At 74.0% G+C, this 26,285-nt stretch carries 22 protein-coding genes and 1 pseudogene; 11 read left to right on the top strand and 12 right to left on the bottom strand.

The genetic code is table 11. The annotated features are described in order from the left end of the window. Positions 1-158: 158 nt before the first annotated feature. Together AB0G56_RS12420 and AB0G56_RS12425 are read right to left on the bottom strand one after the other, a co-directional pair. Positions 159-965: a MerR family transcriptional regulator gene (locus AB0G56_RS12420; protein WP_360967708.1), complete on the bottom strand. Its 807-nt coding sequence runs from the start codon at positions 963-965 to the stop codon at positions 159-161. Beyond that, a complete protein-coding gene (locus AB0G56_RS12425; protein WP_360967711.1) occupies positions 958-1,494 on the bottom strand; it encodes a VOC family protein in 537 nt (178 codons plus the stop codon). Before AB0G56_RS12425 ends, AB0G56_RS12420 begins: the two co-directional genes overlap by 8 nt. Positions 1,495-1,572: 78 nt before the next feature. Here AB0G56_RS12425 and AB0G56_RS12430 point away from each other — a divergent pair, with 78 nt between their 5' ends. Next, a complete protein-coding gene (locus AB0G56_RS12430) occupies positions 1,573-1,950 on the top strand; it encodes a nuclear transport factor 2 family protein (RefSeq protein WP_360967714.1) in 378 nt (125 codons plus the stop codon). A gap of 86 nt (positions 1,951-2,036) precedes the next feature. Beyond that, positions 2,037-3,224 (top strand): FAD-dependent oxidoreductase, encoded by a 1,188-nt coding sequence (locus AB0G56_RS12435; RefSeq protein ID WP_360967717.1) that lies wholly within the window; start codon positions 2,037-2,039, stop codon positions 3,222-3,224. A gap of 113 nt (positions 3,225-3,337) precedes the next feature. Here the strand turns inward: AB0G56_RS12435 and AB0G56_RS12440 are convergent, their stop codons facing one another. From AB0G56_RS12440 to AB0G56_RS12455, 4 genes are all read right to left on the bottom strand, one after another. Next, positions 3,338-4,264 (bottom strand): VCBS repeat-containing protein, encoded by a 927-nt coding sequence (locus AB0G56_RS12440; RefSeq protein ID WP_360967720.1) that lies wholly within the window; start codon positions 4,262-4,264, stop codon positions 3,338-3,340. 208 nt (positions 4,265-4,472) lie between these two features. Next, positions 4,473-5,825 (bottom strand): glycoside hydrolase family 3 N-terminal domain-containing protein, encoded by a 1,353-nt coding sequence (locus tag AB0G56_RS12445; RefSeq protein ID WP_360967723.1) that lies wholly within the window; start codon positions 5,823-5,825, stop codon positions 4,473-4,475. A 310-nt stretch (positions 5,826-6,135) separates the two neighbouring features. Next, positions 6,136-6,678 (bottom strand): hypothetical protein, encoded by a 543-nt coding sequence (locus AB0G56_RS12450; RefSeq protein ID WP_360967726.1) that lies wholly within the window; start codon positions 6,676-6,678, stop codon positions 6,136-6,138. A 102-nt stretch (positions 6,679-6,780) separates the two neighbouring features. Then, complete coding sequence (locus AB0G56_RS12455) at positions 6,781-7,566, bottom strand: TetR/AcrR family transcriptional regulator C-terminal domain-containing protein (protein WP_360967729.1); 786 nt, start codon at positions 7,564-7,566, stop codon at positions 6,781-6,783. A 123-nt stretch (positions 7,567-7,689) separates the two neighbouring features. On the opposite strand from AB0G56_RS12455, the gene AB0G56_RS12460 reads away from it, so the two are divergent. Further along, entirely contained in the window at positions 7,690-8,835 is a 1,146-nt protein-coding gene (locus AB0G56_RS12460; protein WP_360967732.1) for an NAD(P)/FAD-dependent oxidoreductase, read from the top strand. 66 nt (positions 8,836-8,901) lie between these two features. Here AB0G56_RS12460 and AB0G56_RS12465 read toward each other — a convergent pair whose 3' ends face one another. Then, entirely contained in the window at positions 8,902-9,477 is a 576-nt protein-coding gene (locus AB0G56_RS12465) for a GNAT family N-acetyltransferase (RefSeq protein ID WP_360967735.1), read from the bottom strand. Positions 9,478-10,229: 752 nt separating this feature from the next. Between AB0G56_RS12465 and AB0G56_RS12470 the strand changes: the two genes are divergently transcribed. From AB0G56_RS12470 to AB0G56_RS12485, 4 genes are all read left to right on the top strand, one after another. Beyond that, positions 10,230-10,925 carry a pyridoxal-dependent decarboxylase gene (locus AB0G56_RS12470; protein ID WP_360967738.1) on the top strand — a complete coding sequence of 232 codons (696 nt, stop codon included), beginning with the start codon at positions 10,230-10,232 and terminating at the stop codon, positions 10,923-10,925. Beyond that, positions 10,886-11,440 (top strand): hypothetical protein, encoded by a 555-nt coding sequence (locus AB0G56_RS12475; protein WP_360967741.1) that lies wholly within the window; start codon positions 10,886-10,888, stop codon positions 11,438-11,440. The genes AB0G56_RS12470 and AB0G56_RS12475 overlap by 40 nt, the downstream gene beginning before the upstream one ends. A gap of 11 nt (positions 11,441-11,451) precedes the next feature. Then, entirely contained in the window at positions 11,452-12,093 is a 642-nt protein-coding gene (locus AB0G56_RS12480; RefSeq protein WP_360967744.1) for a class I SAM-dependent methyltransferase, read from the top strand. A gap of 478 nt (positions 12,094-12,571) precedes the next feature. After that, positions 12,572-13,645 carry a tetratricopeptide repeat protein gene (locus AB0G56_RS12485; RefSeq protein ID WP_360967747.1) on the top strand — a complete coding sequence of 358 codons (1,074 nt, stop codon included), beginning with the start codon at positions 12,572-12,574 and terminating at the stop codon, positions 13,643-13,645. 21 nt (positions 13,646-13,666) lie between these two features. Here AB0G56_RS12485 and AB0G56_RS12490 read toward each other — a convergent pair whose 3' ends face one another. Continuing rightward, a complete protein-coding gene (locus AB0G56_RS12490; protein WP_360967749.1) occupies positions 13,667-14,323 on the bottom strand; it encodes a TetR family transcriptional regulator in 657 nt (218 codons plus the stop codon). 265 nt (positions 14,324-14,588) lie between these two features. After that, positions 14,589-17,114 (bottom strand): ABC transporter permease, encoded by a 2,526-nt coding sequence (locus AB0G56_RS12495; RefSeq protein ID WP_360967752.1) that lies wholly within the window; start codon positions 17,112-17,114, stop codon positions 14,589-14,591. A 185-nt stretch (positions 17,115-17,299) separates the two neighbouring features. Between AB0G56_RS12495 and AB0G56_RS12500 the strand changes: the two genes are divergently transcribed. Both AB0G56_RS12500 and AB0G56_RS12505 read left to right on the top strand, forming a co-directional pair. Further along, complete coding sequence (locus AB0G56_RS12500) at positions 17,300-18,688, top strand: histidine kinase (protein WP_360967754.1); 1,389 nt, start codon at positions 17,300-17,302, stop codon at positions 18,686-18,688. Next, on the top strand, positions 18,685-19,404 hold the full coding sequence (locus tag AB0G56_RS12505) for a response regulator transcription factor (protein ID WP_360967757.1): 720 nt from the start codon (positions 18,685-18,687) through the stop codon (positions 19,402-19,404). The genes AB0G56_RS12500 and AB0G56_RS12505 overlap by 4 nt, the downstream gene beginning before the upstream one ends. Positions 19,405-19,434: 30 nt before the next feature. Here the strand turns inward: AB0G56_RS12505 and AB0G56_RS12510 are convergent, their stop codons facing one another. After that, complete coding sequence (locus AB0G56_RS12510; protein ID WP_360967759.1) at positions 19,435-19,590, bottom strand: GH36 C-terminal domain-containing protein; 156 nt, start codon at positions 19,588-19,590, stop codon at positions 19,435-19,437. Between the two features lie 119 nt (positions 19,591-19,709). Between AB0G56_RS12510 and AB0G56_RS12515 the strand changes: the two are divergent. Together AB0G56_RS12515 and AB0G56_RS12520 are read left to right on the top strand one after the other, a co-directional pair. Beyond that, positions 19,710-21,130, top strand: a pseudogene (locus AB0G56_RS12515) (glycoside hydrolase N-terminal domain-containing protein). Next, entirely contained in the window at positions 21,127-22,416 is a 1,290-nt protein-coding gene (locus tag AB0G56_RS12520; RefSeq protein ID WP_360967762.1) for an SGNH/GDSL hydrolase family protein, read from the top strand. Before AB0G56_RS12515 ends, AB0G56_RS12520 begins: the two are co-directional and overlap by 4 nt. 447 nt (positions 22,417-22,863) lie before the next feature. Here AB0G56_RS12520 and AB0G56_RS12525 read toward each other — a convergent pair whose 3' ends face one another. Both AB0G56_RS12525 and AB0G56_RS12530 read right to left on the bottom strand, forming a co-directional pair. Further along, on the bottom strand, positions 22,864-25,224 hold the full coding sequence (locus AB0G56_RS12525) for an LPXTG cell wall anchor domain-containing protein (RefSeq protein WP_360967764.1): 2,361 nt from the start codon (positions 25,222-25,224) through the stop codon (positions 22,864-22,866). 193 nt (positions 25,225-25,417) lie between these two features. Next, entirely contained in the window at positions 25,418-26,134 is a 717-nt protein-coding gene (locus AB0G56_RS12530) for a DUF6333 family protein (RefSeq protein ID WP_360967767.1), read from the bottom strand. Positions 26,135-26,285 lie beyond the last annotated feature (151 nt).

Here is a 26,285-nt window from a genome sequence, read left to right on the forward strand (position 1 = left end):
ACACTCGTGCCCGTTGACCACTCGTGCCCGTTGACCACTCGTGCCCGTTGACCACTCGTGCCCGTTGACCACTCGTGCCCGTTGACCACTCGTGCCTGTTGACCACTCGTGCCCGTTGACCACCTGTCCCCGCTGGACACTTGGGTCCGACCCACGCTCTACTGCCACGTCGCCGTGTCGGGATCGATGCCGTGCGCCCGGGCGCAGGCGTCGATGATGCGGCGGAACCACGTGGCAAGGCCGGCGCGTATGCCATCGTAGTGGGCGGCGAACGCCGGATCGGCCTCGTACCTGCGGCCGAGGCAGACCTGCATCTGCCGGGTCAGGGGAAAGTACGAGGAGGTGAACACGGCGCGGTGCCGCTCGACGAGTTCGTCCGCTTCCGGGCTGCCGGGTGTGACGCCGGCGTCCATCGCGTCGGCGAGGGCGCGTTCGAGGCCGGCCATGGCGTCGGCGACGGCCTGCCACTCCTCGGCACTGCGCGAGGCGGAGCGTTCGGCGTACTGCCGCCATTGCGTCGTGTCTCCGTAGCGCTGCCGGGCTTGGGCGGCCCAGTCCGGGTTCCACCGGGGGCCGAAGATTGCGGCCTGCTGCTCGGCGGTCAGCAGCAGGCCGCGCTCGTGCGCCTCGATCAACCGGTCCAGTCCGGCGCCGAGTTGCTGAAGGCGCTCGATCCGTTCGGCGACCTGGGTGCGCTGCGCGCGCAACGCGCCGGGCACGTCAGCGGCCGAGTCGTCCAGGACGGCCCGGATCCGGTCCAGGCCGAGGCCGACCTCGCGGTAGACGACGATGCGGTGGAGGCGTTCCAGATCACCGGCGGTGTAGAGCCGGTACCCGCCGGCTGTGCGCAGCGACGGCCGCGCCAGACCGATCTCGTCCCAGTGGTGCAGCGCGCGGACCGTCACGCCCAGCCGCGTCGACACCTGGCCGACGGTCAGACCGTCGGCACCAGTGGCATCATCCATGGTCCTCATTGTCGCCGCGCCCGGCGCCCGGCGGGGTGATCCCGACGGCCGCGAGGTTCCGCGCCTCCTGACTCACCGGGTCGAAGGGCTTCGCCGCGGTGAGGACGATCCGCGCGTTCTCGGGGGTGGTCACCACCACGTCGCGGGTGTTCCAGGGAGTGTCCCGCGGGCCGTCGACCGAGTCCGGGCGCAGCGCACGGCAGGCCTCGACGAGGGAGTCGACCTGGCTGAGCACGCACGCGAAACTGATACTCACCGCCGGTGCCTCCTGCGGCACGCTCTCCGCCGGGACGAGCAGCACGTCCTGGAACGCCCACCGGCGCAGGTGCACCAGCCTGCCGGGGATGCCGAACAGCTCGAAGAACCCGAGCCCACGGGTCCAGAAGTCCACCGACGCCGCCAGGTCGACGGTGGGGATCGTCACGAACGCGGGCATCCCGTAGATGCCGCGGAACGGCTCCGGCGGCACCGCGTCCGGGCCGGGAGCGGGGACGGGGCTCATCTCGAACGCGTTGTAGTAGTCGCTCATGCGCACCACCTTCCAGCCTCACGCAACGTGAGGGTCAAGCCCGTTCGTGAATCCGCGCGGCCTCGGCACAATGCGGTCATGGATCAAGCAACGGCACGGACGTTCGTCGACTCCTGGGTGAGCGCGTGGAACGCGCACGACCTGGACTCACTGCTGGCCCACTTCACGGACGACGTGACGTTCCGGTCACCGGTGGCCGCGCAACTGCTCGGCGGGGACGGGGTCATCCGGGGCAAGGACGCGCTGCGCGCCTACTGGACGGAGGGCCTGCGCCGCATCCCCGACCTGCGCTTCGAGATCGTCGGGAGCTATGTCGGCGTGGACTGCCTGGTCATCAACTACCGTAACCAGAAGGGAAGTTCGGTCAACGAGGTCCTGGTCTTCGACGGCCCGCGGGTCCGCGAGGGGTACGGCACCTACCTGGGCGAGGATGCCAACCCGGCCGGAGCGCGCTGAACAGGCCATCCCCGGCGGCGCGCGCGTCGGTGCCGCCCGCGCGGGTAGGACCGGGGGGACGAGGGACCGCACGAGTGGGGGGAGACATGGCAGTGGCACGTGTTCTTGTCGTCGGCGGGGGGATCGCCGGTACGGCGACGGCCCTGGCCCTGCACAAGGCGGGGCACGACGTCACCGTGTACGAGGCGCACCCCGACTCGGCCGAGGACATCGGCGCGTTCCTCACACTCGCCGGCAACGGCATGCGCGCCCTCGCCCAGTTCGACGCCGCCGCCGCGGTCACCGCGCTCGGCTTCCCGCTGACGTCGATGCGCGTGCTCGACGCCACGGGAGCCGAGACCGCGCACGTGCCGCTCGGCGACCCCGTGCTGCGCTACCGGTGCCTGCGCCGCGGCGAACTCAACGCCGCCCTGCAGGCGGAGGCCACCGGCCGGGGCATCGGCGTCCGTCACGGCGTCCGGCTCGCATCCGTGGAGGACGGCCCGGACGGTGTCACCGCGCGCTTCACCGACGGCAGCGCCGCCAGGGGCGACCTGCTGGTCGGCGCGGACGGCGTGCACTCCACGGTCCGCCGCGCCATCGCCCCCACCGCACAGCCCGTCTACGCCGGCCAGCGCGTCTACTACGGCTACACCGGCACCGCGCCCGCCACCGGGGACACGGCGTGCATCACCATGGTGCGGGGCAGCACCGCCGCGTTCGGCCACGCCACCTCGCCCACGGGGCAGACGTACTGGTTCGCGCGCGTGAGCAGCGGCGAACCCCTGTCCGCCGACGAGATCGCGCGGGGCACCGCGGCCGGCCGGCGCGACCTGCTCGTCCCCCTCCTGCGCAAGGACCCCACCCCGGTCGCGGACATCGTCGCGGCCACCGCTGACGAACTGATGGTCACCAACGCCACGGAGCTGCCGCCCGGCACGCCCTGGCGGTCCGGCCGGGTCCTCCTGGTCGGCGACGCGGCCCACGCGGCCTCCCCGGCGACCGGCCAGGGCGCCTCGATGGCACTGGAGGACGCCGTCGTCCTCGCGAAGTGCCTGCGCGACGTACCCGACCACGCCCGTGCGCTCACCCTGTACGAATCGCTCCGCCGTCCCCGCACCGAGCACAACACCGCCGTCAGCGGCGGCATCTCCCGCGGCACGCACACGTCGTCCCCGGCGGCCCGGGCGTCGGCGGCCGGATCCGGGAGCCCCGGCGGCGACGATCTCGCGCGACTCCTGGACTGGAACACCGACATCCGCGACTGCGCTCCGGGAGCGACCGGAAGCCGATAGCCGTTTCCGCGGCGGCACCCGGCGCAGCTCCGCGCACGCCCGGCACGGCGAACGGGCCGCCCCCCGAGGGGAACGGCCCGTTCGGCTGCCTTCGGTGAGGCGGCGCTTCCGGATCAGTACAGGATGCGGTACGTGTTCCAGCCGGAGCTGCCGATCTTCACGCGGGACGCGTACGGGGCGGAGGCCTTGCCGGTGCCCTTGTACAGCCACAGCGCGCCGTTCTTGTCACGGGCGAGCAGGTCGGTGATGCCGTCGTGGTTGATGTCGCCGACGGAGAGCAGGGTGTTGTACGTGTTCCAGCCGCTGCCGATGCGGGTGCGCGCCGCGAACGGGGCCTTGGAGTTGCCGGTGCCCTTGTAGAGCCACAGCACGCCCGAGGTGTCCTTGGCGACGATGTCGTCCTTGCCGTCGCCGGTCAGGTCGCCCTTGCCCGCCAGGTCGGTGTAGGCGTTCCAGCCGCCGCCGACCTTGTAGCGCGAGGTCAGCTTGCCGTTGCCGTAGCCCAGGTAGAGCCACAGCACGCCCGAGCTGTCCCGGGCCAGCAGGTCCTCGTAGGCGGCGCCGCCCAGGTTGCCGGTCGAGAGCACGCGGTTGTAGATGTTCCAGCCGCCGCCGACCAGCACGGGGTCGGTGCTCCACTTCGTGTAGTGGAGCTGGCCCGCGGTGACGTCCCAGATGCCGTCCGACTGGCCGTTCTTGTCCTGGTCGACCTGCGTGATGAAGCGGGCGTCCTGCCAGCCCGAACCGGTCGACTGGCGGGGGCCGAGCGTCCCCGTGCTGTCGGGCCAGTAACCGTACAGGTCGCCCTTGCTGTCCATGCCGTACAGCGCGTTGATCTGAGCAGCCGCCGACGGGGTCGCGACGCCGTACTTCGTGACGCCCGACGCCTTGGCGTCGGCGGAGGCCTGCGATGCAGACCGTCCGGGTGCGTCGGCGGCGAAAGCGGCGCCGGTACCGGTCGCCACCAGCGCGGCGGTGACCGCCGCAACCGTGACACGCGCCGCCGCGCGACGCGTGTTCAGGCCGGAACTCTTGGCCACGTGGGTCCTCCAGTTGATCATGGGGCCGGATCGCGGGCCGCAGTGCGGCCCGGAAAGATCCGGAGATACTCCGCGATCTTTCCACAGCTCCCTCACGCATCAACCGGGATTTCCTCTTGTGGGCGAAGTGGTACAGAAGCGGGACAGAAGCGCAACATGAGCCGTACAACCATTTCCGCACCACGGTCGCGGGCCGGTGTTCCGGGGGTCACCCGCAGTCGAGCAGGCCCGCCTTGTGCTTGGCGTCGAGTATCCGGTGCACGGCGGCGTCGACCTTGGCGCGGAAGGAGGCGTCCTGCCGCATCCGGCTCTGCACGGCCTGCGTCATCTGCGGGACGATGGAGGGCCGTATCGTCAGGACCATGTCGCCGCCGGCCGCGACGAAGCCGACCGCCCGCTGCGCCGGGGTGAAGGACCGCAGCGCCACCGCGTCGCCGAGGTCGTCGGAGATGACCACGCCCTTGAACCCCATGTCATGGCGCAGCAGTTGGTCGATGACCGCCGGGGAGAAGGCCGCCAGGTGCTGGTCGTCGATCTTCGTGTAGGTGGCCGAGGAGATCATCACGAAGGGCGAACCGGCCTGGATCCCGGCCCGGAAGGGTTCCAGCGAGGCGGACTTCGTGGTCGTGACCGAGTCCACCACGTTCGCGGTCGTGTCCGTGTTCCCCAACACCTGCCCCAGGCCGGGGAAGTGCTTGAGCGTGGTCATCACCCCGGACTGCGCGAACCCGGCGGCGAAGGCGCCGCTGTGCGAGGTCACGACGTCGGGGGTGTGCCCGTACTCGCGGTGGAAGTAGCCGATGGGGCGGTTGCGGGTGCCCAGGCTCGCGGGGACCACGTCGGCGATCGGGGCGAGGTTCAGGTCGACCCCGGCGGACTTGAGCTGCTTGGCCCAGTCGGCGGCCCGGGTCCGCAGGGTCGTGGTGCTCCAGCCGCCCTGGGTCAGCCCGTCGGGCATGGCCGAGAAGCCGGGACCGCTCAGCACCTGCACCTGGCCGCCCTCCTGGTCGGTGGCGACCACCATCCCGGCCCGCCGGCCGCCCACCTGGTCGGCCTGTCGGCGGATGCCGTCGACCACTTTCCGGGTCGCCGCCGTACCGGCGGTGCTGCGGCCCGTGAGCATGACGGAGCCCACGTGCTGGTCGCGCAGGGTGCGCAGTTGGGCCTGGTCGGGGTGGGCCGCGGAGACCCCGCCCATGAAGAGCTGCCCGACCCGCTGGGCCGTGGTCATGCCGGAGAAGTAGTCGTTCACGCACTGGGCGGCCTTCGCCGTGGGCACGGCACGCGGTGTGTTCTGGTGGCCACCGAGGGTGGCGGAGTCGCTCCTGGCCGGGGCGGGCGACTCGGCGGCGCTGCGCCCCGGGCTCGCCCGCACCGCGCTCCGGCCGTCCTTGCCGGTCGGTAGCCCCGACGCGGAACCGACCGCGCCCGTGGAGCCGACGGCGCCCACCTGGGCGGAGGTCCCGCCACATGCCGTCGCCGCCAGGAGCAGGGTGACCACGGGGACCGCGGTACGCAGGGTGGACCGGTGGCCCCGGGTCCGTCGGACACGTGCCGGCATAGCTTCTTCTCCCGCCTTCGACGTTTCCCGCACCCACACCAGGGGAGCGGTCGGGGCGTGCCACCGCGTCCCTCACGCGGGCCGCGCCTCTTCCGTCCTTTACACGGTACGTCGGTGTCCCACGGCTCACACCCGTACCACCCGGCGACGCTCATGGCGGACTGCCGGGAGGGCCTTGCAGGGCCGCCTGGCAGACCGGGCGGGAGCCTGGTCCGAGCCGCCGGGAAGACCGGGCGCAGCCGTGTCAGGGAGCCCGCGGGACAGTCCGCTGCGGGCCGGTCGAGCGGCCCCCTCGGACTCCTCGGGGCCGTCAGGCGGACCGGTCGGGGACCCTGCGGTGCAGCTCCTGCAGCAGCGCCTGCCCGGGTTTCACCGCTGCCCGGGGGAACTCCAGGCGGGCCACGTGGCCGTCGGCCAGGCCGATGTCCGCCCGCAGCGCCATCGCCGCCCCGGTCGTCAACCTGCCCCGCGACACCCACCCCACCTCGTCCAGCGGGAAGTCCCACTGGAGCTTCCGCGGCTGCGGCGTGATCAGGCCGCCCAGCGAGAAGACCAGCAGCCTGCCGCTCGTCAACGCCAGCACGTTGCGCTCCCGCACGGGCAGGTCCGGACCGGCCGAGCGGTCCAGCGCCGCGTCGACCTGCTTGCGCCGGCGCACCCGCCCGGCCTGCTTCCCGACGACGGCCCCGACCGGGCCGGCCGCCGCGGCGCCGGCGACCTCCGACTTCAGTCCGGCCATGAGCGTCGACACCCGTCCCGCCGGGTAGGCGAGGGCGACGCCCAGGACCTCTTCGTCCCGCACCCCGGCAGACGCCAGGTACTTCCGCACCCGTTCGACTTGTGACGGTTTCACGCGCCCCTCCCGATCCTCCTCAGGTGACGCCGAAGTCTCCCGGCCGACAAGGGAGTTGTCCAGCCGCAGGAGGCATGCCGCAACCCGTGCCCGGAGCCGCGGCTACCCCCTGGGCGAGTGCAGGGCGGTGATGCCGGCGAGGACGAGGTCGAGCCCCGAGAGGAACTGCTCGCGGTCGTCGTGCCCGCGCACCTGGTCGGCGACGGCCCGCGTGAACGGGTAGTCCTCCGGGTCGAGTTCTTCCCACGCCGACGACACGGTGTCGAGGAATTCGGCGCGGTCCGTATGCGTGCCGGTGTCGGTGTCGGCGCTCGCGCCGTTCGCGGCGTTCTGGCCCGCGGCGCCGAGGACGTAGTGCACCAGCGCCGAGGTCGCCGTGAACCAGCTGGACTCGGGCACGTCCAGCGCGCGGACCTGCCGGCCGATGCTCTCGAAGATCCGCGGTGTCACCGATCCCCAGGGGTTGCGGGACAGTTGCAGGGCGAGCTGCGTGGCGAGCCACGGGTGGTCCTCGATCGCCTCGAACAGCCCGAGCGCGACGGCACGGATCGCGTCCTGCGGCGAGTCGGCGGACGCGCCGCGCCCGGCAGACCGGGAGGGCCCGGCAGGCCCGGCAGGACGAGCAGGCCCGGAGGGCGCTGTGGACGTGGCCGGGCCGGCGGCCAGGGTGGCGGCGACCACGGCCTCGGTGACGGCGCCGAGCAGTTCGTCCTTGTTCGCCACGTGCCAGTAGATCGCCCCCGGCCCCGTGGCGAGGCGCTCGGTCAGCGCCCGGAACGTCAGCCCGCTCTCACCGGCCGCGTCGAGCAGTTCGACGGCGGCCTCGACGATGCGCTCGCGGGAGAGCGCCTCCGTACGCCGCTGTGACCGGCGCGTCCGCGTTGCCATGCCGCCATCTTGACATGGATGGAGTGCCGTTCCAGCATTGGAACGCCGTACCAGAATGGAATGCCGTACCAGAGACCTCGTCCGGACCCCGGCCGGCCTCGAACCCGAAGGAACCGAACCTCGATGCGCACCCCCGTCACGATCATCGGCGCCGGACTCGGCGGCCTCACACTCGCCCGCGTCCTGCACGTCCACAACATCCCCGTCACGGTCCACGAGGCCGAGGCGTCGCCCACCGCCCGCACGCAGGGCGGGATGCTCGACATCCACGACCACAACGGACAGCTCGCCCTGGAGGCCGCCGGCCTGACGGACGAGTTCCGCGCCCTGATCCTGGAGGGCCGCGAGGCCATGCGGATCCTGGACCGGGACGGGACCGTCCTGCTCGACGCACCCGACGAGGGCACGGGCGGACGCCCCGAGGTGCAGCGCGGCGAGCTGCGCCGCGTCCTGCTCGACTCACTGCCGGCCGGCACCGTCCGGTGGGGCCACAAGGCCGGCGGCGTCCGCGCTCTCGGTGACGGCCGCCATGAGGTGACCTTCACCGACGGCGGCACGCTCGTCACGGACCTGCTGGTCGGCGCGGACGGCGCGTGGTCGCGGGTCCGGCCGCTGCTGTCTGGCGCGGTGCCCGAGTACGCCGGCACGTCGTTCGTGGAGACGTACCTCTACGACGCCGACACCCGGCACCCGGCCGCCGCGAAGGCGGTCGGCGGCGGATCGATGCTGGCGCTCGCCCCGGGCAAGGGGATCCAGGCGCACCGGGAGAGCGGGGACACGCTGCACACGTATGTGGCGCTGTCCCGGCCGTCGGCCTGGTTCGCCGCCGTCGACTTCACCGACGCCGCGGCGGCCGGCGCGCGGATCGCCCGGGAGTTCGCCGGCTGGGCACCGGAACTGACGGCGCTGATCACCGACGGCGACACCCCGCCCGTCCTGCGCCCCCTCCACACCCTGCCGCTCGCGCACCGGTGGGACAGGGTGCCGGGGGTGACCCTGCTCGGCGACGCCGCCCACCTCATGGTCCCGTCCGGCGAGGGCGCCAACCTGGCCATGTACGACGGCGCCGAACTCGGCAAGGCCCTCGCCGCGCACCCCGAGGACGTCGAGGCCGCGCTCACCGCGTACGAGCAGGCCCTGTTCGCCCGCAGCGCGGAGGAGGCCACCGAAGCCGTACGCCTCCACGAGCGCATGTTCGGCGACCGCGCACCCCACAGCCTCTTCGACATGTTCAAGGGGGAGGAGGAGCGGGCGGGTTCGGCGGGATGACTCGCGATGGGGAGCGCGGCCGTCCACGGCTGCCGACGTCCGGACGGCGTGCGGGCCGGGGCCGGGTCAGCTCTCCCGGCGCAGGTCCAGCATGCAGAAGACCTTGTCGTAGCGGTGCACGCCGACGGCGACGAAGGCGGGCAGGCGGCCGTATTCCGTGAAGCCCAGGGAGCGGTAGAGGCGCAGGGCGTGGGTGTTGTCGCCGCGGGCGTCCAGGGTGAGGACCTCGATGCCCGCCTCCCGGGCGTCCGCGGTCAGGGCGGCGGTCAGCGCCCGGCCGACCCCGCGGCCCTGCGCGACGGCCGCCACGGCGATCTTCTCCAGGTCGGCGTGCGGGCGGTGCGTCGGCCGGGAGTAGCGGAGCCAGTACCCGAGCCCGACGAGCCGCCGGTCGACGTAGGCGGCGCGCAGGGCCGCGTCACCGGCGCGCGCCGCGCGGAGGACCTGGCGGACGAGGTCCGCCACCTCGTCACGCGAGGGTGGTTCGACCCAGCCCAGCGCGGCACCTGCGCGGACCAGGTCCGCGAGGATCCGGTGCGCCGATTTCGCGAACCGGGACTCCAGTTCCGGGTCGGACGTCAGCTCGTCGGCGTCGAGGAGGACGGGTTCGGCGGTCACACCGCTGGTCAGGGCCGGATCCATGCCCGCAGCCTAACCACCCTGGAGCCACGCCGGCCCTCCGCATCCCGCCCGGCCGTCATCGCGACTCGGGCCCGCCGCCAGGACCGTCCAGGCGCCAGGGCCGGCTGATGCCGCCCGCCCCGCCGGCGGGAGCGGTCCGGGAGCCAGAAGGTGCGGGACATGACCTTCTGCTCGTGCTTGGTCTCCTCCCGCGTCAACTGGTCCCTGAACCGACCGCCGTGCGCCCGCAGGGCCGCGGCGGCCGGCCGTTGCGCGCAGCCGTCCACTACGACGGTCACACGCTGGCGCGCTGCCACCGCGATCGGCAACGGCCGCAGGGGTCTTCGGCGCCCTCGCCCCGCTGGCGATCGGCCACGATCGGTACCGGTCCGAGGGGCACGCCCCGTCGGGAGCGGGAGGAACGACATCCTGACCGCGACCGACGACGCCGAGCCGTCCCACGCCGCACGGGTGCTCTTCCGGCGCCGTCCGGCCCGCCAGGCGGCTCTCGGCACGGCGGGGGCCGCCGGCTCGGGCGCGGTGAGCCTGCTGCTGTGGTGGCTGCGGGGCGGCTGAGCGGCCGGCCCGCCGGGGCGGGGCTGCCGCTCAGCGTGTGCCCATCGCTTCCGACGACCCCGTCGTCTTCCTCGAACCCGAGCGGCTCCGACGGATCGCCGCCCACCGTGAACCCGGGGCGGCCCGCGGTCCGTTTCCGTCCAGGAAGCATGTGTGAGTGCGAGGGCGGCCCGGGCCGTCCTTGGAAAGGACAGTGCATGGGTATGCCCCCTCACCTCCCCCTGGAGGTCTCGCCCGCGCAGGTGCGGGAGCTGGGGGAGATGATGGTCTCCCGGCTCGCGGAGTTCGCAGGGGCGGCACCGCACCGCCCCGCCGCCTGCGCGCCGGACACGGCGACCGTCGAGGAGTGGATCGCGCCGTTCACGGTGGCGCCGCCCGAGGAGGGCCAAGACCCCTCCGGGCTGCTCGACCGGCTGAGCCAGACCGCCGGGATGGCGATGGAGACCGCGGGCCCCCGGGTGATGGCCGCGATCCCGGGCGGTGGCATCTACACGTCCGCGCTGGCCGAGTTCTTCACCCGGACGGTCAACCGCTTCGGCGGACTGGCCGCCGCCGCCCCCGCACTGACCGCCATCGAGGAAAGCGTGCTGCGGTGGATGGCCCGGGACGTGTGCGGGCTCCCCGCGGGCAGTTCCGGCATCCTCACCACGGGCGGCTCGACGGCGAACCTGTCCGCGGTGGTCGCGGCGCGGCACAGCCGGCTGGGGGAGTCCCTGGGGAACGGAACCCTCTACCTCAGCGCGCAGACCCACCACTCGGTGGCCAAGGCCGCCCGGATCGCCGGCATCCGGGAACGCAACATACGTGTCGTGCCCACGGACGACCGGCCGGTTCGCCGCGGAGCAGGGCCAAGGTGTACTACCGCAGCGCCGCCGGCACGGTGGAGGAGCTGAACGCCCTCGCGGGCCTCGCGCACTCGCACGACGCCGCGCTGGGCCGCCTCGGCTACCGCGCGCTCGTCGGTCCGGGACGCGCGGACGCCGGTGACGCCGCCCTGACCTGCCTGGCCTTCCGCAAGGGCTGCCCCCGGGCCGAGGAGGCGACCACGTACCTGCGCATGACCAGTCTGTCCCGCAGCGAACGGGACACGACCGAACGGGTGGCGGCGCTCATGGAGCGCGAGGGCATCCCGGCGGGCCCCTACCGGGACCTGGTCGACGCCCTCGCCCCCCAGCCGCTCGAAGCCTTCACCGGCCTCCAGGAACTGGTCGGTTTCCGGGCCGTCGGCCGGCGTACGGACATGACCACCTACTTCCGCTTCCCCGTCTACCCGGTGGCCCGGCCGTCCCACGGCCCGCCCGGCGCACGGCGGTCTTCCCGGTCACCGCAATGGCGTCCCGCGACGACTGAGGGGTGCCCCGGCGGATGCCCCGGCCCCCCCTTCCGGCGGACCTCGCCCTGGCCCTAGGGTCCTCGCCTGTGACTGAATCCGCCTCCCACCTGTCCACCACCGCCGACGCCTACGACGCCGTCGCGGTCCTCTACGCGGACCTGTTCCGCGACGCGCTGGACGGCTTCCCGCTGGACCGCGCGGTGCTCGCGGCGTTCGCCGACTGCGTGCGGAGCGCCGGCGCCGGGCCCGTGGCCGAACTGGGCTGCGGGCCCGGCGCGGTGACCGCCCACCTGAGGGACCTGGGGCTGGACGTGTCCGGCGTCGACCTGTCCCCGGTGATGATCGATCTCGCCCGCCAGGCCTACCCGGACCTGCGCTTCGAGGTCGGTTCCATGGGGGCACTGGACCTCGCCGACGGAACGCTCGACGGCATCGTCTCCTGGTACTCGGTCATCCACACCCCGCCGCGGGACCTGCCCGCCCACTTCGCCGAGTTCGGGCGCGTGCTGGCGCCCGGCGGCCACCTCCTGCTCGGCTTCTTCGAGTCGGAGGGCGGGCCGGTCACGGCGTTCGACCACAAGGTGACGACCGCCTACCGGTGGCCGATCGACGACCTGGCCCGGCTGGCGGGTGACGCCGGGTTCACCGAGCTCGGCCGCATGCTGCGCGAGCCGGGCGAAGAGGAACGCTTCCGCCGGGGCCACCTGCTCATGCGCCGCGCCGGCTGACCGGTCGGCCGAGGGAGGACGGGAGCCGCGCGGCCGTCCGGCGCGGCTCCGCCCCCTCCGAGCCGTTCGGCGGCCGCCGACCGGTGGCGACCGGCAGCACGCCCCGATCGGAGAACGACGCCGGGAACGCGGCCCCGGCGATCTCCTCCAGTGACTCCCGCGACCGCGCCGGCGACCCGGCGGGCGGCTGCGCCGCACCTGGCACCGGCCGGTCCGGCGTCGCGACCGCCTTTCGCCGGGCTCCGGCGGCTTCGGACCGCGGGACCCGGGACGCGCCCCGCCGCCGCGGACCCGCCATGTGAGATGCGTACCGGACGGTGATCGCGCAACGGCTAGGCTCGGCTGGTTCCGGACCGAGGGCGCCGGGCGCGGTCTTGGGGGTGGGGATGGACAAGGGCACGTTCGGCCGGTTGCTGCGCCAGGCGCGGCAGCGTTCGCTGCTGACGCTGGAGACTCTGGCGGAGGTGTCCGGGGTGTCGTGCACGACCTGGTGCGTGCCTACGGCACCGAACTCGGCGACCAGGAGGGGGACGACCGCCACGGCGCCGAGGCACGCCTCCTGGACTACCTGCGCCACAACGCCCTGACGGCGGGGCAGGCGCTCGACGCGCGCCTGGGAGCCGAACCGGCCGGCGCCCCGGCCCCCGGCGTCGTGCCCATCGCGGTCGACGGCCGCGCGGAGGCGCTGGCCTGGTTCCGCCAGGAGGAGGCGACCACGGCCGCCGCTCTGCGGACCCTGGACGACCCACGGCTGCGGCACCGGCGCGCCGCGCTTCCGCCGGCGTGGGTCGGGTACAACGCGGTCGCGGGCCGCTGGGCCGAGGAGATCTCGGCCGAGCGATTCGGCCTCGACGCGGCCCTCCTCCTCGACGACCCGGTCGCCATCGCCAGGACCGGCGCGAACCTGGCCCGCGCGCTGGCCGAGACGGGCCAGTCCTCCGAGGCCGACGAACAGGTCGAGTTGCTGCTCGAGCACGTGCACCGGCTGGATCCGGCGGAGCGGGCCGCCATCGAGCGGAGCATCGGCTGGGTGCGCGGCCGGCAGCAGCGCTACGGCGAGGCGCTGCACCACGCGCGCAGCGCCCTGGCGCTGTACCGCACCGTGGTCCGGCCCGCCCTGCTCGCCCGTGAACTCAACGCCGTCGGCTGGTACCTCGCCCTGCTCGGCGAGTACCGGGAGGCGATCACCATGTGCGAGGAGGCGCTGCCCATCCTCCAGGAGGGCGGCAACCGCCGTAACGAGGCCGCGACCTGGGACAGTATCGCCTACGCCCGGCAACGCCTGGGCGAGTTCGGGACGGCGGTCGCGAACCACCGGACGGCGCTGCGGCTGCTCGAAGCGCTCCAGGACGACTACAACCAGGCCGAGGTGCTGGATCATCTGGCGTCCGCCCAACTGGAGTTGGGGGGCGAGGCCGAGGCGCGGGCGAGCTGGACACGGGCGGCCGATCTGCTGGAGGCGTTCGGCAGCCCCCGCGCCGGGCGGATGCGGGCCAAGGCCAAGGCCCTGCCCAGGCCGGCGGCCCACCGCGCCGAGCGGGACGGTTCCTGAGCCGGGCCGCGCCGTGCCTCCTCAGCCGGTGACGGAGGGCGCCGCACGGCGCACGTCCGCCACGCGGCTCGCGTCCGTCGCCGTCGGGTCCGCGGCGCGCAGTCGGGCGATCCCCCAGTCCAACGCGGCCTCCAGGTGGGTGACCCGGCCCGTCGCGAGCAGCAGCGCGACCCCGCCCTGGATGCCGGCCAGCAGCGCCGCCGCGGCCGTGTCCACGTCGAACGCCTCGGGCAGGCGGCCGGTGCGCACCAGCACCCTGATGCCGTCGGCGATGTGCTCCTGCCACCTGCGCATCAGCTCGACGACCACGGCCCGCGCGCCGGGAGAAGCCGTGCCGACCTGTCCGAGCAGGGAGCCGAGGGGACACGTGTCTCCCTGGTCCCGGTACCGTGCGACGACCGAGTCCCGCCACCGGTACCACGCCTCCCAGTCGTCCAGGTGCCCCAGGTACGGCTGCTGGTCGTCCAGGACCCGGCCGGCCTCGAAGTGGGCGACGGCGAGCAGGAGCTGGTCCCGGCCCCCGGGAAAGTAGTGGAACAACTGGCTCTTGCTGGTCCGCGTCCGCTCGCGGATGTCGTCGAGTGTCGCCGTGAGGCCGGCTTCCCGCAGGACCTCGGAGGCACCGGCGACGATGCGCTGCCGCGTCGCCTGCCCTTTGGGTGTCAGAGTGTGGCCCATGTCCCGGCCTCCTTCAGCCCTTTCACCGGATCAGCGCGGTTCATTCTACGACCGCCGGTGTCGCCGCCCCCGGCCCAGCGACCGCCCGTCCCACCGCCCCCCGGCCCTGAGAACGTCCGTCCCACCGCCCCCCGGCCCTGAGAACGTCCGTCCCACCGCCCCCCCGGCCCTGAGAACGTCCGTCCCACCGCCCCCCGGCCCTGAGAACGTCCGTCCCACCGCCCGCAGGACCCGGCCCGTCGGCCCACCGCCCGCAGGGTCCGGCTCACTGGCCCACCGCCCGGGTCACCGGCACCCGAGCCGCCCGTGCTCCGGGGCCGAGCGCGGCCAGCACCCCGATCACGGCCGCGCCGAGGAAGAACAGCAGCAGGGCCGTCCACGGCAGGGAGACCACCGCGCCCGGCTGGCCGGACACCGCCGCCACCCCCGCCGCGCCGCCCGCCAGGATGCCCAGCCCGGCGCCCAGCAGGGACACCACGACCGACTCCGCGCGCAGCATGGAACGCACCCCCGCCCGGTCGAGGCCGACGGCACGCAGCAGCCCGATCTCCCGCACCCGTTCGAACACCGCCATGCCCATGGTGTTGGCGACCCCCAGCGCCCCGATACCGACCGTGACACTGAACATCGCGTACAGCACGGACAACAGCGGACCGAACGCCTCGGCCGCCTCCCGTCCCGCGTCCCCCCGGTCCTGGACCACCAGCAGCGGGTTGTCCAGGGTGCGGCGGATGTCCTCCTTGAGGGCGGCGGTACGGCCCGGCTCCGCGCGGACGAGGACCGAGGTCACCGGCCCGCCGCGCGCCGCCCCGGCCCCGGCCAGGGCGCCCTCCGGGAGCAGGGCCGGGCCCAGGGCCTCGGGGCCGTCGTACACCGCGACGACCGTACGGTCGAGGGCGGGGCCGTCCGGCACCCCGGCGTCGGACAGCTCCCGGCCGGTGAGGCGGTCGCCCGGTTTCCAGCCGTGCTCCGCGGCGAGCGCCGAGGTGACGGCGACGCCCCTGGCCAGGTCGCCCAGGGACCCGGCGCGCACAGTGAGACCGCCGAGGCGCCCCCGTCCCACGGCGTCCGGATCGACGACGGCCGTCCACAGCGTCGAGCCGTCGGGCAGACGGAACGCGTCCTCCCGGACCGAGGTGACCGCCGCCGCGTGCGGCAGCCGGGCGACCTCCCGTGCCGTGTCCGCGCCGACCTCGGCGAAGTCGACGGCGGTGATCCGCAGGTCCGTCGGCATCTCCGTCTCCGCCTTGCGGGCCGCCGTGGCGCTCAGCGACGACAGTGCCACCGAGACCGCGCTGACGAGCGCCACACACACGGTGAGCGCCCCCGCGGTCGCCGCGGTGCGGCGGGGATTGCGGCACACGTTGGCCAGTGCGAGGACACCGCGCACTCCGCACACCCGCCGCAGCGGTGCGCGCAGCACACGTGTGAGCAGCGGAGCGAGCACCGGGACGAGCAGGACCAGCCCGGCGAGCAGCACCGGCAGGGCGACGGCGAGCACCGCGAGGTCCCCGCCCGCGAAAGCCAGCAGCAGGGCGCCCACGCCTGTGGCGGACAGCCCGGTGAGAGTACGGCGCCGCAGCGAGGGCGCCGGGGCGGGCAGGTCGGTCCGCAGCGCCGCGACCGGTGCGACGGCCGAGGCACGCAGCGCGGGAACGTACGCGGACGCGGCCGTCACCGCGACCCCGACGGCGAGGGCCGTCAGCAGCGGCACGGGGGAGAAGGGGTCCGGCGGGGCCGCGCCCGCCGGGCCGGCGGCGGGTCCGAACAAGGAGCCCAGGGCCGCGGCCACGCCGACGCCCGCCCCGTACCCGGCCAGGGCCGCGACGGCACCGACCAGGGCCGCCTCCCCCAGCACGGTCCGCAGGACCCGCCCGCGGCTCGCGCCCACCGCCCGCAGCAGGGCGTGTTCCCGGGCCCGGGCGGCGCTCAGCATCGTGAAGGTGTTCCCCACCAGGAAGGCCGACAGGAGCAGGGCGATGCCCGCGAAGACCAGCAGCAGGGTGCCGAGTTTCGCGCGGTCCGGCGCCGCCGCGGCCTGTGCGTCCAGCTCCGCGCGGGGGACCGCCTCCAGACCGGCGGGCAGCGCCCGTGCCACGCGGCCCGCGAGCGCCGTGGGCGAGGTGCCGGAGGCGGCCGTGAGCGTGATCGACGCGTAGGCACCCGGTTCCGGCGCGAACAGGGTGCGGGCGGTGGCCTGGTCGAACGCGGTCACTGTGCCGCCGGCGGCGACGGCGGGGTCGTGGACGGTGAAGACACCGGTGAGCCGGACCCGGCGGACCTCGCCCGCCACGACGACCCGCACCCGGTCCCCGACCCGGTACCCGGCGCGCCGGGCCGACCACCGGTCGACGGCGACCTCACCGGGACCGTGCGGGCCGCGCCCCCGCGTCAGCGGATAGCGGGGGTCGGCCCCGCGCCGGTCGGGTACGAAGTTCACCCCGGCCGCCTCGGCCGCCGGACCCACCAGCGTGCCGTCGTGCGCCACGAGGAACGCCCGGCCCGCCAGGGTGCCGCGCGCGGCGGCCACCCCGGGCAGCGCGGCGAGCCGCCGCCGCAGCGCTTCGTCCGGCGCCGCCGCGGACCCTTGCGCCGGGCCGGGGTCTCCCGCCCGCACCTCAACCGACACGTCGGGCCGCGACGCCCGCTGGAGCCGGTCGGCGCCCGCGGCCAGGGACCGGGTGTACAGCAGCGAACCGCTGACACAGGCCACACCGATCAGCACGGCGAGGGCGGGCAGCGCGAAGCGGCGCAGATCACGGCGGACGGAGCGCAGGACGGTACGGAGCATGAGGCCTTCCAGTGCGGTGGCCGGGGAGCGGGACGCCCGGGGGAGAGGGGGCAGGTGTCCCGATCCTGACCGCCGCCGGGGTGCGGGGGATCAGCCGGAGGACCGAAACCCGGCGGCCGGTGTGCGCGGCGCCTCGACCGAACGGTCGAGGCGCGGACCCGCGCGAGGCCGTAACCTGCACAGACATGAAGCAGCTCTTCGACGTCCCGGTGTCCCGGTGGACCGGTACTCCGGTGATCCGGTGGACCGGTACTCCGGTGATCCGGTGGACCGGCGCCTCGGTCGGCCGGCGGATCGCGGTGGTGTGCGCCGCGGTCCTGCTGACGGCCGCGGTGGCCGCCGAAGGGGCGGACACCGGTTCCGTGCCGGCCGCCGTCGCCTGGACGGTGGTTGGCGGGCTGGCCCTGGCCGCCGTCGCCGTCCCCCGCGACCGCTTCGGCCGGGTGGCGTCCGCCGCGGTCGCCGCGTCCTGCCTGCTGACCCTGGTCAGCAACCGTACGGGCGTCCGCGCCGAACACACCTTCGGCGTCGTCGAGTCGTGCGCGCTGCTCCTGGTCGTCGCCCGCGCGCTGCGCCTGCGCCCGCCACTGCGGGCCTTGGCACTGGCCGGGGGCGCGGTGGCCGCCCTCACGGTGATCTTCCTGCGGCTGCCCTCGGCGGAGTACGGCAAGGTGGGTTCGTTGGCCGTCCCCGCCCTCTGGAGCGCCGCGGTCCTGGCGGCGGTGCTCGGCCTGTACCTGCGTCTGCTCGACCGGTTCCGGGCACGGGAGCACCAGGCCGCCCTGCAAGAGCAACGCCTGGACCACGCACGGGAGTTGCACGACTTCGTCGGCCACCACGTGACCGCGATCATCGCCCAGACCAAGGCCGTGCGCTTCGCCTCAGCCGCAGGCCGCCCGCCGGGCCCCGAGGAACTGGACGGCATGCTCGCGGCCATCGAGGAGGCCGGTTCGCAGGCCATGCAGTCGATGCGGAGCATGGTGGCCGTGCTGCGCGACCCGCGGGGGAGCGGCCCCGTGGCGGGGCCCGGCGCCGGTCTCGGTGACCTGCGCGCGCTGACGGCGCGCTTCTCGGCGGCGGGCCCGGCCGTCGACCTCACACTGGACCCGCGCCTGAGCGCCGGGGAGCTGCCGCCGGGCATCGCCACCACCGTGCACCAGGTCGTGCGCGAGTCCCTGACGAACGTGCGCAAGCACGCGCACGGGGCGAAGGCGGTCACCGTCGACGTCCGCCTCGGCGGCGACACCGGCCGGCCGGTGGTACGGGTCTCGGTGTGCGACGACGCGGAGGCCGCCGGCCGGGGGGCCAAAGTCACCGCCCCGGCCCACCGGCCCGCGCGCGGCGGACGTTCCGGAACCGCGTCAGGAACGGCGCCGGGGGCCGGTTACGGATCGGGAACCGGCTCCGGGTACGGCCTGGTCGGGCTCTCCGAACGCGCGGCCATGGTCGGCGGAACCGTCACGGCGGGCCCGCGCGCCGGTGTCGGCTGGGTCGTCGAGGCCGACATCCCGCTGCCCGGCCCCTTGCCCGTCGCTGCGGCGGACGTCCCGGCGGCTGACACCCTGGACCCATGACGACGATCAAGATCCTCCTCGCCGACGACCAGCAGATGATCCGCTCGGCCTACGGCATGATCCTCGGCTCGCAGCCCGACATGGAGATCGTCGCTTCGGTGGCCGACGGCGCCACCGCGGTCCAGGAGGCCAGGCGCCTGCGCCCCGACGTGTGCCTGCTGGACATCCGCATGCCGGGCCTGGACGGCCTGGAGGCGACCCGGCTGCTGGCGGGCCCGGAAGCGGAGGACCCGCTGAACGTGCTCATCGCGACCACGTTCGACGTGGACGAGTACGTGTACCGGGCCCTGCGCAACGGGGCCTGCGGCTTCCTGCTCAAGGACGGCTCTGCCGCGCTGCTCGTCGAAGCGGTCCGGGCCGTGGCCGCCGACAACGCCCTCATCTCGCCGTCGATCACGGTCCGGCTGCTGAAGCACATGACGCACGCGGCGGCGGAAGCCGTGACGCGCCCCGAGCGCGCCAGGCCCGCGCCCAGGGAGCCGCGCAGGGCGCGCGAACTCCCGCTGACCGCCCGGGAGACGGACGTCGTACGACTGGTCGCGCGCGGCCGCACCAACGAGGAACTGGCGGCCGAGCTGCACGTCTCGCTCTCCACGGTGAAGACGCACCTGGGCAGCGTGCAGCGCAAGCTCGCCGCCCGCAACCGGGTGGAGGTCGCCGCCTGGGCCTGGGAGAACGGCGTCTGCGGCGACCGGGACGAGCAGGACCGGCCGTAGCGGCCCGGGACCGGCACCTCGGCCGGGACGTCACGGCAGCCGCACCAGATGCACGGCACGGCTCGCCCAGTCACCCGGCTCCAGGCCGGGGTGGAAGCCGTACTCGGTGAGCACCGTGGCGTGATGGACCTCGCCCGTGCGCGAGTCGCGGTAACGGGTCCCGGCGGTGAGCCCCCGCAACCGCACGGGAAGCCGCGGGACCCCGTGACGCGGACCGCGCCGCCACGCAGCACCAGCGTCTCGGCGCCGTCCCCGGCCGCGTACTGCACGACCGTCGCGCCCTCGCTGTGCGGACCGCGAAGCCGGTGGAGATCGCCCTGCTGGACCAGGTGGCGCACCTTCTTTTCCTCGGTGCCCTGCCAGCCTTCACCGCCTCCGCGGCGCCCGAGCGCCCGGCCCCGGCCCGCGACACCCCCGGCGGCCCACGCCACGCCCTCTGGTGGCAGGCCCCCGCCGACGAGCACTCGATGATCAGCCAGGGCCTGCCCGTCGGCAACGGCCGCCTCGGTGCCCTCGCCGGCAACGACCCCGCCCGCGAACTCCTCCTCGTCACCGACGCCACGATGTGGACCGGCGGCCTCAACGACACCCTCGACGCCGACGGCCAGCTCCCTTACGGCCGCGACGACTTCGGCTCCCTCACCCTCCTCGCCCGCCTCACCGTCGCCCTCCCCGGCCACGACCTCTCCGCCGTCCACGACTACCACCGCACCCTCGACCTCGCCCGGGGACTGATCACCACGTCCTACGTGTACGCGGGCGTCACCTACCGCCGGGAGGTCTTCGCCAGCCGTCCCGACGACGTGATCGTCGTGCACTTCACGCAGAGCGGAGGAGGACGCCACACCGGTACGGTCACCCTGGAGGGCACCCACGGCGAGGCCCCGGCTGTCTCCTTCGGCGGCGCCTTTCCCAACGGCCTGCGCTACGGCGCGGCCGTCGCCGCCCGCACGAGCGGCGGCGGCCGGGTGCGCGTGCACGGCACCCGCATCGACTTCTCCGACTGCCCGGACCTCACGGTCGTGCTCAGCGGCGGCACGAACTACGCCCCCCGACGCCCGGACCGGGTACCGCGATCCCGCCCTCGACCCGGAACGGCTCGCCCGTACGAAGGTGCGCGCGGCGGCCTCGCACGCCACCGGCACCCGGCGCCGCACCCACGGCGCCGACCACCGCGCCCTGTACGACGGACTCGGGATCGACCTCGGCGCCTCCACGCCGCAGCAGCGTGCCCTGGACACCTGGGAGCGCGTCCGGTACCGGGCCGCGAGCGGCGTCCCGGACCCCGAACTGGAGGCCGCTTACCTCCGCGGAGAAGGCCTACCAGCTCGTCGTCGACAACCTCCGCCCCTCCACCGGCGGCGGCAACGGCACGGCCTTCAACCTCTTCGACATCTACGAGACCGGGCCCGGCCGGGGCATCTTCCAGATCGACGCCAACTTCGGCACCCCGGCGGCGATCATCGAGATGCTGCTGTACGCCCGCCCCGGACACATCGAGCTGCTCCCGGCGCTGCCCGACGCGTGGGCGGCCTCCGGCGCGGTCACCGGTGTTCCCGTACGCGGCGGCTTCACCGTCGACCTGCGCTGGAAGAACGGCACGCCGGTGTCGGCGCGGATCCACAGCGCCGGGGGCCGCACCACTACGGTGACCCACGGCGGCACCTCCCGCGCGCTCGCCCTGGAACCGGGAAGGTCCGTCACGCTGAAGGGATTCGACCGATGAGGGCTCAGCTGACCCGTGCCACCGCCCTGGCCGCCGTGCTCCTGACCGTCACCGCCACGGCCACGGCCTCCACCACGGCCACGGCCTCCACTGTGCCCGCTGCCGCCCCCGCGCGGGCCGCTGCCGTGCCGGCCGCACACGCCCAGGCCGCGTCCCGCACCCGGCGGCACGAGGTGGTCACCTGGGCCGCGAGCGCGGACCGTCTCGGCGCCGGCACGCCCGACCGCGCGTACCGTCTCGTCGTGCACACCAGCGTCGCCGGGAGCGATGCGCGCATCCGCCTGACCAACGCCTTCGGCGACCGTCCGCTGACCCTCGACAGCGTCTGGGCCGGCGTCCAGGAGTCGGGCGCCGCCCTGCGCCCGAGTACCAACCGGCGGCTGACCTTCGGCGGCGCCACCTCCGTCACCGTCCCCGCCGGCCGGACGGTCCTCAGCGATCCGCTGCCCGGCCGGCTGCCCGCCGCCACCGGCCTGGTCGTCAGCCTGCACAGCCCCGACGCGGCAGGTCCGGCCACCGGCCACGGCATGGCGATGCAGACGTCGTACACCACCCAGGGCGATCACACCGCCGAGGAGAGCGCCGGCCACTGGACGAACACCACCGGTTCCTGGTTCTACCTGGACGCCGTGTCCGTACGGACCGCACCGCACACCTCGGCCGTCGTCGCGCTCGGCGACTCCATCACGGACGGCTGGCACTCCAGCACCGGCCTGAACCGCCGGTGGCCCGACTACCTGGCCCGCCGCCTGGGACCGGCGCGCACCGGCGTCAAGGGCGTGGCCAACGAGGGCATCTCCGGCAACAAGGTGCTGGCCGACGGCGCCGGACAGAGCGCCCTGCACCGGCTGGAGCGGGACGTGCTGTCCCAGCCGGGCGTGCGGACCGTCTTCCTCTTCGAGGGCGTCAACGACCTCAAGGCGCACACCGGGGTCACCGCCGCCGACCTGATCGCCGGGTACCGCGAGATCGCCGCACGGGCGCACGCCGCCGGTAAGTGCGTGGTCGGTGCCACCGTCGGGCCGTTCAAGGGCTGGGGCGAGTGGGACGCCGCCGCCGAGTCGGTACGCCAGGAGGTCAACACCTTCATCCGGGACAACGGCGAGTTCGACGCGGTCACCGACTTCGACCGCGTCCTGCGCAGCCCGTACGACCCCGAGCGCGTCCTGCCGTTCCTGGACGGCGGCGACCACCTGCACCCCAACGACAAGGGCATGCAGGCGATGGCCGACGCGGTGGACCTCACCGCCCTGGACTGCGCCGGCGGCCCGCGCACCTTCGACTGACACACACTGGCACCTCACCGTGCGAGCCATCACACAGGTTGATGGGTGTGTGATGGCGCACAGGTGTTTGTGCGGACAGGGTGTCCAGGCAGTGTTTTCAGGCAAGGTGTCCAGGACACATATATGCTGTCTCCGACGACCCCGGGAGCGGGCCCGGCTTCCACAGAACGCCGAGAGCGCCGAAGCCGCGCCCGGTATGTGTGCCGCATGCGCGTGCAGTGACGTCAGGAGTTGCCTTGCCGGAGACAGCCGACCGGTCCCGTCCCACGTTCCTCCTCGTCCCCGGCGGCAACCACGGCCCCGGGCCCGCCCCCGGCCCGGCGCCGGAACCACCGGCCGGGGAACCGGCAGCGGTGCCACCGGGGGCGGGGCGGGTCCGGAGGGCGTGCCGCCGGGGGCCTGCGTGGGGCCACAGCCGCGTCCGTTACCGAGGACCTCCGGGGCGCGTCACCCGGCGGGGTTCCTCCGGCGGCGCATCCACCACACCAGGGCCGCGCCGGCCACGGCGAGGACGGCCGCGATGCCGGCGATCAGCCCGAAGGGGGTGTCGGAGCCGGTGTGGGCGAGGCCGCCGTCCGGGGTGTGGTCCGCGGGCGGGGTGGCGCCGCTGCCGCCCGGCGCGTGGGACGGGTGCGGCGTGGGGGCCGGTCCGCCTCCGCCGTGCGTGGGCGACGGGGTCGGCTCGTGGGTGGGTGTCGGGGTCGGAGTGGGGGTCGGTGCCGGGGAGTTCTCGTCGGTGGTGCCTCCCAGGTAGACCTTGTCGCTGTCCCGGTAGGTCACCTCGGCCTGCTGCGACGTCCTGGTGGTGGTGTCCAGACCGGGGTGCTGGGTGGTGAACTGGGTGCGGCTGATGTTGCGGCGGGGCGCCTTGGAGAAGTCCACGCCGCCCATCGACAGGATCCACACCTTGCCGTCGTAGGTCCGCTCGAACTTGTAGTCACCGTGCTCGAACGAGTACACGTACTTGTCGTAGACGGTCTTCTTGTCCCAGTTCTTGTTCTCGCCCCGCAGCGGCCACCGCTTCACGTCATTGCTGTTGATGATCTCGTGGTAGTCGGTCGGGGAGATCGCGTCCTGGCGGCGGACGTACTCGGCGGCGACCCGGGAGGAGTACACGCGGCGCAGATCGGCGTAGGCGGCGTCGTGGTTGACGCGCCGCTCCAGCTCCGGCCGGATCACCGACCTGACCAGCGCCTCGGCCTGCTTGGTCTGCGCCTCGGTCAGGTGGCACGAGCCCGCGGGCACGTCCGGACCGGTGGGCACCTCCATGTTGACCTTGAGCGGCGCGTCCAGGATGTAGATGCCGCCGTCCTGCTCACGCACCTGCGCGGTCTTCGGTGTGATCCACTGCCGGATCACCGGCAGGCACGGCTGGCCGCTCTCCGTGCGCGGCACGGCCCGCCAGAAGCGTTCGCCCCGCTCGGACTTGTCCGGGTTCATCGCGTCCGCGTAGTCGTGCTTGAGGGTCAGGTCCGACTCCAGCAGCACCCGGCCGGCGTCCGTCTTCGCGAACTCCTTGTCCAGGATCAGGTCCGGGCGCACCGGGTTGAGGTTGACCCAGAACTTGTCCGGGGTGAGCGCCAGCCAGGTGAAGAACGCGTCGGAGGCGAGGGTGAGTTTGGCCTCGCCGCCCCAGCCGGGCTTGCTGTCGGGGTCGGTGGCGTAGTCGGCCTTCAGGGAGTAGCGCAGCCCCTGGCCCTTGACGGGCTTGCCGACGAAGTTCATCTCCAGCGTGGAGAAGTCGATGCCGCCGGGCCCCCGGTTGAAGTAGCCGCCCGTGTTGCTCTGCTGGTACCTGCGCTGGATGCTGTACGCCTCCTGCGGGGTCTTGCCCGAGCGCAGCGCCTGGTCGAACAGCGGCCCGCGCATGCCGGACTTGAGCGGGTCGGCGTTGAAGCGCTTGTCGTAGCGGGTGTAGACGGTCGGCTTGCCGGTGCGCTCGATCGCGTTCGAGCGGCGCTCGTAGACTCCCGCCTGGGTGCGGTTCGTGCCGCGCTGCTTCTTCAGGTCGTCGTCGAACTGCTTGATCGCGTCCTTCGTGGGCTTCTCGGTGCGCGCCCCGGTCAGATACCGGTACGTCGACTTGGGGCGCTCCTTGGCGAGTTGCCGGTCGGCGTCGATCTGGTCCTTGCGGACCTCGCCGTTGGACTTCATCTCCACGTTGTGGTCGCGCGGCCGGTTGCGGGCGTCGACCACGCGGTAGCGCTTCTCGCCGGTCTCCGGGTCGGTGTAGTCCAGGACGTCCTGGCACCACCAGTCCGGGCCGACCATGTTGTACTTCTTGACCATCCGGGCCTCGAAGGCGTCGCCCCGGGCCGGGTTGCCGTGCGCGCCGACGTAGCGCACGTCCAGGAACCGCTGGAAGTCCTTGTAACCCGTCGACGCGTCGTACTGCTTGTTGTAACGGGCGTAGATCTCCATGGCCCGGTCGGCCGGGTTCCCGCTCTTCTTGAACTTGCGCTGCCAGGAACGGTAGTTGGTGCCCGCCCTGTCCCGCTGCTCCTGCGTCGGCGCGGGCAGTCCGTCGTACGCCTTCGCCGGGTTGTCGTAGGTGTAGTTCTCGTCGCTCGGCCAGGCGTCGTACGGCAGCGTGTCGGGCGGCCCCGAGTTCGGCGGTGTGGTCGGGAACGTGCGGCCGAGCCACTTCTCGTCGCACCGCTGCGTCTTCACGTTGGGGCGCTTCGCCGCGTACGCCTCGCCCTGAAGGCCCGGCAGGCCGCCCCAGGTGACGGCGGTCGCGGCGGTCAGAGCGAGCGTCGCGCGCAGCCACGTGCGTGGCGCGGGCGGCGCTCCGGCTGTCCGGTTCATGTGATGTCTCCCCCTGGGAACCCCCGTACTCTCCAGGAGAGTTGATGGTGCGCGGCGCGTGCGGGGGCTCCGAATCCGTGGTGTGGACGCGCCGCCGGGGGCTCACTGTAGGGGCGACGGGAGGCCGGTGCCCGGCGGCTCGCAAGGCATGTCCCCGTCAATACGACACCTTCCCGGGTTCGTCACGTGGTCCTCACGACTCGATCCAGGTCTCCTCCATGTCCCCGGTGGCCTCCTCGGTGTGCCGGACCCGGAGGACGGACGCCGAGAGGCCGCGCCGGTCGAGCGGGGCGACGCGGGCGAGCGCCAGGCGGGCCAGGCCGGACCAGTCGAGGGCGCCCGGCTCGGCGCCGGTGTCGATGCCCTTCTCGGCGAGGCGCGCGGGGTCGATGCCGAAGGCCGCGACCACCGCAGCCGGATCCCCGAGCACGGTCCAGTCCCCCTGACCGCCCCAGCCCGCCGCGAAGACGTTCACGCCGCTGGGGTGGACGAACTTCCATGCTCCGTAGGGCGAGTTGTGGTCGACGACTGCCGAAGCGACGACGACCGCACCGGGGAAGAGCCGGGCGAGCGCGTCCGCCTGCTCGTCCACGGGGAACGTCCCGGAGGTGTTGGCGAGCGCGGCGTCGCGGATCTCGGTCACGCCGCCCCAGCAGCCGACCCGGACCAGGTCGAGGTCCGTGCGCGTCCACAGGGGGATCGCGTCGGTGGCGGGGACGGTGCCGAGGTCCTCCAGGACCGCGTCGACCGTGCCGAACGCGGCGGCGAACTCCCGTGCCCGCGCCGCGTCATGAGCGGCGAGCCGCCCCTCGGGGCCGGGGAGCGGGGGGTGGGCGACGGTCAGGCGGAACTCCCCGTGCCGCGCCACCGCCTCGTCCGGAGAGCTGTCCCAGAAGCTGTTGTCGGTCATGGGGTCACCGTAGCGGCCCGGTCTCCGCCACCTGGCCGGCCGGCCGGGGGCACGGCCGGTCCCCGGGACGACGCACGTCCGCCCGCGGCGCCACGGCACGCCCCGGAGTACGGGGCGGCCGCGGCGCCGCGGGCGGACGGTCAGGTGTGTC

Source organism: Streptomyces sp. NPDC021356, from assembly GCF_040641015.1.
Taxonomy (GTDB): Bacteria; Actinomycetota; Actinomycetes; order Streptomycetales; family Streptomycetaceae; genus Streptomyces.